We start from the raw sequence: 9,751 nt of genomic DNA, 5'->3' as shown, positions 1-9,751 counted from the left end.
TCATCGGTCACATGAAAAGCGAAGGATTGCTGTCACGCTGTTATCTGAAAGGGCGCAAGGGCGATCGGATTCATGCGCTGCTGTGTGGTGTCGGCATGAATTTGAGGAAAGTCATGAAGAAGCTCAGGGAGCTTCTTTTTGTCTGTTACTTTTTCCGCTTTTCAGGTCTATTTTGGCGTTATGTCCGGTCAATGATCTTCAATTTTTTGTGCTCATTGGCCAGTATAAGGAGAGCCGAATTCGACTCCCCGGAAAAAATCGGGGTTTAGCAGGGGCGACTCCTTAGGGGTTGAGCTCAAGGTCATGCAAAATACCTTGGCTGCTCCAACGTCAGGGAAAAGAGGCAGCCAATTCTGATACTGCACCGCCAATCGTAAGCGAGGATAGAATGCCTCACGAAAGCGTCCCCCCCTCGCATCATCGAATATCGCATACTCATGCAGATATCCGATGATGGCCTGACCTGCAATCAGCCCCCAGCTGCGCTCGATAAAGTTCTTGTAGAGATTGGTCTGCACCCCGGCCAGCGCCGGGTAAAGAGTCGCGTCGTTCAGGAAGACGTTGCTGCCCTCCCCCTGCTCGAAGGCGGCGCGGTAGGTGAGGCGGCGCTGCTCGTCCTGCAGCAGCCTGGGCCGCTCGCGGTTGTAGGTGGCGGACTTGGCGTCGCGCACGCCCAGCAGTGGCTCGAACTCGCTGAGCAGCGGGGCATCCTTCCAGGTCACCTTGAGCCATGGCGGGTTACCGAACATCAGGTCGAAGCCCCTGGGCTCGGGCTTGTCCTCCACCCGCGGCCCCAGGATCTCGGTAAAGATCAGCTCCCAGTGGTGATAGTGCTGCTCGGTGGCGGTGGCGCGGCCGACACCGAACCAGGGCACCAGCTCGCTGAGGTGGGCGGCATCAGGCAACTGGGCCTGGCTGGCCTGGAACAGCGCCTCCAGGTCGATATCCTCGCCGAGCTGGATATCCAGCATGGCGCGGGTGGCCAGGTCATCGGTACCGACCCCCAGCAGCACCTCGGCGGCGGCCAGCCAGGCCTCGCGGCTGGGCAACGCCTCGGCTTGCTCCAGCGGCCAGAAGTAGAAGCTGCACCAGCTGTCCATCAGCAGGCACAGGCGCTGGAAGGCGCCGGACTCGGCCTCCAGCTTCGCTTTCAGCCGCTCCTGATGGTGCAGGCTAGGGCCGGGGCGCAGGGAATTCACGTCGTTCTGTGGAGTAGGCCAGACACTGGCGGTGCAAGCGGTGTGGGCCAGCGCCTGGTGGCGCTCGGCGGCATAGTCGACCCACAGCGCATCGATGCGCTCGCTGAGTGCCTCAAGGCGTGAAAGCTCCTCCGGGGAGAACTTCTTCTTCACCTGCTTGTTGCGCCACTGCTTGATGCGCTCGCACTCCTCCGGCCAGTGCTGCTTCATCAGCTTGTCGCTGGACGCGGGCGCCATGTCCTCGTCCCACACCAGGAAGTGGTAGATCTCTCCGGGCTGACGGGCTTCGCCGGGCTTGAGCTGGCGAGGCACCTGGGCGTTCATGCCGTAGTGCTTGCCGGCCCCCAGCTGGCCTTTGCTCCATACGCTGCGCCGCGCACCAATCAGGCTGTTGCCGGCGCGCAGTCTCAGGCCGAACCACGGCGTGGCCGCGGGCCGATGGAGCGGCTGGCTGTCCTCGCTACCGGCGACTTCCTTCAGGCGGTGAATGGTGGCCAGCCAGAGCGAGAGCGCCCCCAGCTCCACCGCCACCGGGTTGAGGTCCACCCCATAGACGTTGTGCACGGCGATATAGTGGCGCACTCGGCGCAGCTCGTCCTCGTAGTCGCTGGGGTCGATGCTCTGGCCAAGCTGCTGCTGCTTGAGCTCAAGATAACGGTGGGCCAGCTGGTCGATGGCCTCCACCAGGAAGGCCGCGGAGCCCATGGCCGGCTCGCAGACCTTGAGTGAGAGCACCTCATTGGCCTGCTCGGGCGTGAAGTCCTTGAGGCGCTCCTTGAGGGCCTCCTCCACCAGGGTGCGCGTCAGCACCTCCGGCGTGTAGTAGGAGGCGCTGTTGACCCGATCGACGCCATTGAGGTGAAGGATGAACTCGCCGGTGCGGTAGATGCGCGGCTTCTGGGTGCGGTGCTCCAACACCACCTCGCCCTTCTTGAACTCATCAAGCCGGGTGGCGGGCACGAACCAGGTGGGCTGCTTGGGATCCACGGCGTCGTCGAGCATGGGCTTGATGGTCTTGCCCTGCTTGATCTGCTGGTGCACCTGGACCAGGTCTTCGGTGGCGAAGAATCCCTTGTAGGAAAGCAGCCCCTCGTAGACCGAGCCCAGCTGCACGATGCCGAGCTCGGCATAGTTGATGCGCCCGATACGCTTGCTCTGCTGGGAGGTGCCGAGGCTGAGGCAACGGATCACGCCGTGCAGCACCCGATTGGGCAACTTGACGCGGCTAAGCAGCGGCGTGGCCGCGGGGTCGAACAGGGTGGCGGTCAGCGGCTCGATGATGAACAGCTTGCCGGGGGTGTAGCCATCGCGGCGGCTGTCGGCCTGGCGGGGCTGAGTATCCTCCAGCGCCAGCTGCTCGCCACTGGGGCTGCCGAACAGGCTCGCCTGGCTGGGCAGGCGGCCGAACTGCGGGCTTTCGCCCTCTTCGTCCTCGGCGTGGCCCTCGCGGGCCGGATCGAAACCCTCGTAAATTAACTTGAAGAGCCGATCCAGGTGCTCGGCGATGTAGGTGCCCTGCTCCGTGGTGGTCCCGGGCTCGTTGGCGTCCACCAGATCACGCAAGGCCTCCAGGCTGTAGCCCAGGCGGTAGACGTCGTCGTTGATGGGCAGGATGCCCAGCTCGCCACCGCGGGCCTCGGCATAGAAGCAAAACAGCAAACGGTAGACATAGATCAGCGCATCGTGGCGCAGCTGCTCGGCGGTGATTTCGCGGCTGCCGTCGGGCAGCGGCGCTTCGCGATCGCTGAGCTGACGATAGCCAAGGTTGCCGTGTCGACGCGCCTCCACCCAGCCGTTGGCGATGGCCTGGATGGCGTCGCGCACCGCCCCCTGGAGTTTTTCGGAGACGCCGTGGGTGCTCTTCAGGCTACCCTCTCGCAGGCGCTCATGAAGCACCTCGTCGCTCTCGCCCTGGGGTGCGAGCGCTTCGACGGAAAGCAGCGCACAGATGGCCTGGAAGGTCTCGGCCTGGCGGCGGCCATAGGCCTCTTCCAGATCGATCCAAAGATAGCGCCCCTGAGCATAGGTCTGGGCGTCAAACAGGTAGACCCGGGCACCGGCCAGCAGCATCACCCAGCGCGGGGCGTCCTCCTGCTTGAACAGAAGGGCGATGGCCTTCTCCCAGCTCTCCTGCAGGGTGGGCAGCTCCTCGACCAGACGGCTGGGGGCCTGAACCGGCTGCTCCAGCGGCTCCTCCTCGCTGTCGCCGCCGGAAAGGCAGAACGGCGCCTGCAGGATCACCAGCCACGGGCGGTTATGGCGGTTGAGGCGCAGCAGGGCCGGAAGCTGCTTCTTCTCGGTGGCCAGCTCCAGGGCGAAGGGCTTGGGGCGATAACCAAGGGCATCGAGTAGCGACGGGTGCCAAGCATCCAACTCCTTGACGCCGGCGCGGCTGCGCAGCTCAGGCTCCGGATAGTCGAGAGCCGCCGTCTTGGCCTTGAAATAGCTGTCGCCCAGGGCCGCCAGGCGGCGCGGGGCGGACTGGCTGCCCTCGTCTTTCCAGGCCTTGGCCTGCTCCCGAATGTCCTTGGCGAAGCCGTTCTTATCGGCCAGATAGTGGGCGGCGTAGTAATCGCCAACGTTCTTGATTGCGGTATCCAGCGCCATCACTTAACTCCTTCCACGACCAGCACCAGCCGGGTGGTGGGCTCATCCGTCGCCCGGTAGTGGGCTCCCATCCAGTGCTCCTTGCGGTCTTCCAGGTATTTCTCCATCTCCTCGCGCTTGTTGCGCAGCTGGGTGGCGCGCTTGCCCTCCGGCGGCAGGCCAGCGAGTTGCTCGTCGATGCGCGCAGCCCAGCGGGAGAACCAGTCGTCCAGTCGTTGGGTTTCCTCTTCCACACGCGGCCAGATCTCGGCACGGCGCCGATCTTTAAGATTCTTGAGGTGATAGAGGCTCTGGTCGACCGCCGAGCCCAGGAAGCTTTTCATCAGATGCTCGGGCAGACTGCCTTGCTTGCCGGTGTTGGTGAGCTGGTCGAACTTGACCTCAGCCAGCGCCTCCTTGAGCGGACGAATGCGGAACCTGCCGCCCTTGCGGAAGGAGACCGCATGGGGATCGACAATCAGCGGCGTACCAGCCCGGGAGCTGACCTGGCCGACGAAGCAGAACAGCAACTCGCCAGGCTCCAGCCAAGGTGAGGTGATGAGCGGTGCCTCACCGCGGGCCTGGAGCATCATCAGTCGCTCGGAGAGTCACTTCATCACCGGGTGCTGCTCTGTCAGCAGCAGCTCCCGGGACCACTGGCCCTTCTGGGCCAACGCGGCCTGGATCGCGGCATTGGCACGCCTGGGGCTCTCGGTAAAAAAGAGCTGCCTCTCTACCGGCCAGGCCTCCTCGGGAATCGCCGAGGCACCATAGACCATTTCGCTGTCCACCCAGGGCGCGCCCAGACGACGGGCCACTTCGCGCGGCGGGGTAAAGATCAGCTGCTCGACAGTGTTATCAAGATCAGGCCAGTCGGGATTTTCCGCCTTCAGAGTGCGATAACCGTCTTCGAAGAACTTGGCGTTGCTCAACAGCCGGATACGCGAGTTGTCCTGCACGCCGGTGGGCTCTTCGTCAACGGCTTCCTCACCATCATCCTCCCCGAGCAGGAAGTCGAGGAAGTCGTCATGCCCCTGGGCCGAGGCGTCATGCAGCAGGGACTCCAGCCCACCGGCTTCGCAATCAGTGCCATCATCCAGACGCCGCTTGAGGCCCTCACGGTTGGTCACCAAGCCCTCACCGACGGCATCGGTTTCCTTGTCGGGATCGTAGAGCTTGAGCACGCTCTCTCCGGTACGGGTGGAGCGGTTGATCTCTTCCACCTTGCCGACCAGGCGCTGGAAGATCTCGCTGTCGCCCTCCAGCAGGCCTTCGCGAGTCTCCACCATCAGGTATCGAATGATCGGCGAGTGCTTCTGGCCGAAGCGGTCGATACGACCGTTGCGCTGGATCAGAGTGATGATCGACCAGGGCAGGTCATAGTGGATGACGTGATGACACTGGTGGTGCAGGTTAACGCCTTCCGAGGCGACATCGGTAGCCAGCAGCAGGCGCACTTGGCTGGTGCCGGTGCCGAAGGATTCCACCGCGGCGGCCAGGGCGCTGTCTGACATGCCGCCGTGAATGGCGGCGATGGTCTGCTGCGACTGGTCCTGTTCCTTGTCGGAGAACTTGAGCTTGAAGTGACGAGCCAACACCGGCGCCAAGGCCTGCTGGGTCACGCGGCTCTCGGTAAACATCAGCAGGCGCGGGCTGTTGGCCGTGCCATCCCAGCCCATGGCCTCTAACTCACGAATCAACGCCTGGAAACGGGCGCTCTCACTGATGGTCAGCTGGTCCAGCTGGCGGGTGAGGAGCACCAGCTCTTCGATTTCGGGGGAGTCAGGGTCCTGACGCTTGATATGTGCCAGGCGCTTGCTGGCGGTGGAGAGGCACGCTTCGGGGCTTGAAAGGAACGCCTTGTACATGCCCCAGCTGACGATGGCTTGGCTCTCGATCTCCCTATCGAGTACCCGCTGACGGATATGTGCCAGCTGGTGATAGACGCCCTCCTCGGCCTCGCTGGCATAGGCGGTGGTCTGCTCCAGCGGCACCACCTCACGTTCCGAGAAGTTGCTGCCCGCCTCAGCCTTCACATCTTCCTTGAAGCGCATCAGGAAGAAGGGGGCGATATCCTTGGCCTCGTACTCCTGGAGATTGGGATCCGGCACCGCGGAGGGATCGAGCAGGCTGATCAGGCGGCCGAAGGTCTCGCGTTTGCCGTTGTGAGGCGTGGCGGTGGTCAGCAGCATGCTGTTGGTGCGCCGCGAGAGGCGCCGCGCCAGGCGATAGCTGAGGTGGCGCTCTGGATTGCTGCCGCCGGAGACGTTATGTGCTTCATCGATCACGACCACGTCCCAGCGGGTATTCTCCAGGAAGTGAGCGTAGCGGCCGATGTCCTTTAGCGTATCGATGGAGATGATGATGCGCTGGTAGACCTCGAAGGGGTTCTTGGAGGCCGGGATCTTGAGCTGCAGCTTGGAGAGCGCATCGGAGTCCATACGGACCAGCGGCAGGGCGAAGCGGTTCCACAGTTCGGCCTGGAACTGCGAGAGCATCGACTTCTTGGCCAGCACCAAGATGCGGTTGCCCTGCCCTCGCCTGATCAGCTCGCTAAGGATCATGCCAACTTCGATGGTCTTGCCCAGCCCCACCTGGTCGGCCAGCAGCAGCCGTGGACGCAGCTGGTGGAGAGCCCGGTGCACTGCCTCCTTCTGGTAATCCATGGGCGTGAAGGCGCCCATGTCCTCGAAGTGGGGGGCCGGGTCCGTCAGTGGCATCTGGCGCAGCTGGGCTTCGAGAAACAGCCGGGAGCGCGAGTAGCCGTTGGACTCGTCGCGCACCAGCGCCGTCTCGCGAGGATTGACTTCCTTGATCTGATCCAGCTGGGTAAGGAAAGCTGCCTCATGGCCACGGTTGAGATCGTCCACCCCGGTGCAGAAGACGATCTGGTGCTGATAGCTGCCCGCGGCATCCACCCGCGAGACGAGCCACTCGGCATCGCGACACACGACGCGCATGCCTGGGGTAAACACACCGCCCATGGTGCTCCTTCTTTGTCCGCTACGTAACGGGCCCGCCGACAAGGGGAAGAGCCCCCTTCGAGCCCTTCGGGTCCAGACCGCTATTCGTTATGGGACTGACTCATACTCAGCCTACTTTTCCTTAATCCTAAAGGTTTGGCTCCTGAGCTGCAGCTCTGACATGCCTGACAACCACGCGACTTACCGCTTCAGTTTCACCTGGCCGCGACAGCAGGCGTCGCAGCCAGGCTGTACGCTGCGACCAAAGGGAACTTGAGGCCCGACATGGCCCGCTGATACAACACCTTTAAAACACGTGAAAACAACCCTCACAAACCACGCAGAGCAACAGCATGGACAAGCTGACGCAGATCCGTGAAGCCATCCGGGTAGAAGAAAGTGCCCAACGCAGCACCTACATTTTCAAGGTGGCACGGGCAAGGCACATCAGCGGGCGTATCGCCGTGGTCAAGGTGACGCCAGATGATGACCGACGCAACAGCGACACACTGAGCGAAAACCTAGAAGGAGCCAATGCCTGGTGGCCGATGGAAGGGCCGCATAACGGTGAAGCAAGGGTGCTTTCGGTCTTTCCCGAAGACAACGAGCTGCACATCACCGCCGTCAGGGGTGACTTGACCGATGAAGAGAGCCGACTGCGAATCTACCCGCCCAACTTCATCGAACCGGTTCGCTTACTCTACTACGACCAGCGCTACCAGGAGCTCGGCCTAAGGATACTGCGCTCACTGGATAGCCGGCCCCCCCAGGATGAGCGAAGCCTGCCCAACCCGGCCCCCCTAACCCTTCGAGCCCAGCAGCGTGAAGCTCTGAAGCTTCCCTATCGCAGCCACTCCCTGCTCATCGGCCCACCCGGCACGGGCAAAACTTACACTCTGGCAGCGATCCTCGCTCAATTCCTGTGGCATGAGCCGGAGCAGCGCGTCCTGCTGATCTCCAACAGCAACGCCGCCGTGGATGATGCGCTGGTAAAGGTGGACGAAGCACTGGAAAAGTTGGGTGACGGTCAGCGCAAATCACGCTCGGTACGCATCGGCAAGAACTTCACCATGGCTCGCTATGAAGGCCGTGAACACCTTCTCCCTTCTAGCCAGGAACTCACAGACAAGCTGAAGACGCTGGAAAAACGCAAGCCGGAGCAGCGTGATGCGGTGGGTTATGACAGTTGGCTGAACCAGTATGAGAACGTTCGCAAGGAGATCGACGATCACACCAAAGCCCTGATGCAAAAGCGTCAGCTGGTGGCGACCACGGCGGCCAGCGCGAGCTTCCGGTTTGAAGCGCTCTATAGCCGATTCGACCTGGTGGTATTCGATGAGGCCAGCCAAGTTTCCCAGTACCAGACGATCGCCTTATTGCCACTAGGCAGGCGATATCTGTTCTGTGGTGATGACCGCCAGCTGCCGCCGGTCTGTGTCGCTCACCAGAACACACAAGCCCAACGCTGGGTAGGAAAATCCATCTTCAGCCTACGTGACAAGTTTCCCAATTCGTCACAAGTGATGCTCGATGAGCAGGACAGAATGGTAGAGGAAATCTGTCGACTTGTCAGCGACCAGTTCTACCCTGGAAAACTGAAACTTTCCGCATCAGCAGAGGAAGAGAATTGGAAGAGCGAGCGGCGCCGACTAAGTAAAAAATTCAGAAATCCGGTAGAGGTAGTATTCGTAGACGACACTGCTAAGTGGCGTCAGCGCTTCATGGGGGAGGTTCGCGAGGGCTCTGCCGAGAAGGCCATCGAAATATATCAGGCACTTTCCAGTGAAAGAGAACAACTAGAATCGGACATCATGATCCTGGCGCCGTTGCACTCACAGCTTCGCCTGATACGCCAGAAAGCCAAGAACTCCAAAATCACCAACATCCCATGCTCGACCATCCACAAAGCCCAAGGGCAGCAGTACCACACTGTAGTTCTCGACGTCATCAACCTTTCCGGAAAAAACCGCTTCTTGACCGAAATACTTTCCAAGGAGCTGATCAACGTTGCCTTCAGCCGCGCCAAGGCCAGATTGATTGTCTTGGCCCATGAGTCCGACCTGAACTGTCGTTATATCAAGGCAGCACATGATGTTGCCAAACTCCAAAGATCTCAACCTGCGGAAAAGGATAGCGAGGCAATCGATATCGGCGAGTATACTCCTATTGGGGAGCACAACATCACTCAGATAAAGGGAAAGCTCTTCCGCCTGACGCTGAAGAATGGCAGCCAGATCATCATTGAGCCCACAGGGATACGTGACAGATATCTGAAGGCCATAAGACAACCAGACGGAAAGGAGACAGAATACGCGCTTCAGATCATTAACGGAAGGTGACGGGGCAACTCTGATAAAAATATACAGACTGATGCGGAGCTATAATTTCGGGCTCGGTGCCAAATATCTGATCTGAACTTTTCGCGCAACCGTCATAGGCCGTCGGGTCTCGGGGATTTTTTGCCCGGGATCAGACATCTATGGCGAAAAAATGCGACTAATCATGAACAATCACTTACCACGCTGACTTGGCAGATAATTCCATGGCAGAGAGAGTCATCATCGATACGCCTGACACCTCATTTCCGTTCATGCCATCGGTGTGGGAGCTTGTCGGCTGGCTCGACGAGAAGTGCACCGGCATGCACACGCTTCTCCACCGCATGCAGGGAGACACAAGCTTTAAACTGGAAAAGCTCGACCGAAAGACGCTAAGGAGTCGGTCCTGAAAAACCAAAAATCACCGTGAAATCATGATTATGCGCCTGGATGATGCTCCCTTTTCGGCGTAAAATCTGGTCTATCCTCGCCAAAATCGTGAGAAATCGACATGACTCCCCGCGATCAGCGCCAGAATCCACAGCGTGACCTGCTCAACATCTACCTTGATGACGTCATCAACATGCGCCACGAGTTGGTGCAAATGAGTCAGAGAATCGACTGGTCCGATTGCGAGAACATTTTTGCATCAGACTACACCAGCAACAACGGTAGACCCGGCTTG

Annotated in this window: 4 protein-coding genes and 2 pseudogenes; 3 read left to right on the top strand and 3 right to left on the bottom strand. The window is 60.6% G+C overall.

Annotated features, from left to right (window positions below; all coding sequences use genetic code 11):
* Positions 1-140: pseudogene (locus H146_RS22555) on the top strand (IS5/IS1182 family transposase); the annotation flags it as partial.
* Positions 141-212: 72 nt separating this feature from the next.
* Here H146_RS22555 and H146_RS0117590 read toward each other — a convergent pair.
* From H146_RS0117590 to H146_RS20075, 3 genes are read right to left on the bottom strand one after another with little or no spacing between them, the layout of a single operon-like run.
* On the bottom strand, positions 213-3,806 hold the full coding sequence (locus tag H146_RS0117590) for a DNA methyltransferase (RefSeq protein ID WP_019953193.1): 3,594 nt from the start codon (positions 3,804-3,806) through the stop codon (positions 213-215).
* Positions 3,806-4,378: a hypothetical protein gene (locus H146_RS21975; RefSeq protein ID WP_019953192.1), complete on the bottom strand. Its 573-nt coding sequence runs from the start codon at positions 4,376-4,378 to the stop codon at positions 3,806-3,808. The genes H146_RS0117590 and H146_RS21975 overlap by 1 nt, the downstream gene beginning before the upstream one ends.
* A gap of 15 nt (positions 4,379-4,393) precedes the next feature.
* Positions 4,394-6,769, bottom strand: a complete 2,376-nt coding sequence (locus tag H146_RS20075; protein ID WP_019953191.1) for a DEAD/DEAH box helicase — start codon at positions 6,767-6,769, stop codon at positions 4,394-4,396.
* A gap of 332 nt (positions 6,770-7,101) precedes the next feature.
* On the opposite strand from H146_RS20075, the gene H146_RS0117580 reads away from it, so the two are divergent.
* Together H146_RS0117580 and H146_RS22245 are read left to right on the top strand one after the other, a co-directional pair.
* Entirely contained in the window at positions 7,102-9,087 is a 1,986-nt protein-coding gene (locus H146_RS0117580; protein WP_019953190.1) for a DEAD/DEAH box helicase, read from the top strand.
* A 490-nt stretch (positions 9,088-9,577) separates the two neighbouring features.
* Positions 9,578-9,751, top strand: a pseudogene (locus H146_RS22245) (IS5/IS1182 family transposase); the annotation flags it as partial.

The organism is Kushneria aurantia DSM 21353, assembly GCF_000382245.1.
GTDB classification, from domain to species: Bacteria; Pseudomonadota; Gammaproteobacteria; order Pseudomonadales; family Halomonadaceae; genus Kushneria; species Kushneria aurantia.
This window is presented reverse-complemented; position numbering and strand designations above follow the sequence as displayed.

Coding starts and splice junctions, on each gene's coding strand:
- H146_RS20075 (WP_019953191.1), bottom strand. CDS start 6,769: ATGGGCGGTGTGTTTACCCCAGGCATGCGCGTCGTGTGTCGCGATGCC.
- H146_RS0117590 (WP_019953193.1), bottom strand. CDS start 3,806: ATGGCGCTGGATACCGCAATCAAGAACGTTGGCGATTACTACGCCGCC.
- H146_RS0117580 (WP_019953190.1), top strand. CDS start 7,102: ATGGACAAGCTGACGCAGATCCGTGAAGCCATCCGGGTAGAAGAAAGT.
- H146_RS21975 (WP_019953192.1), bottom strand. CDS start 4,378: ATGATGCTCCAGGCCCGCGGTGAGGCACCGCTCATCACCTCACCTTGG.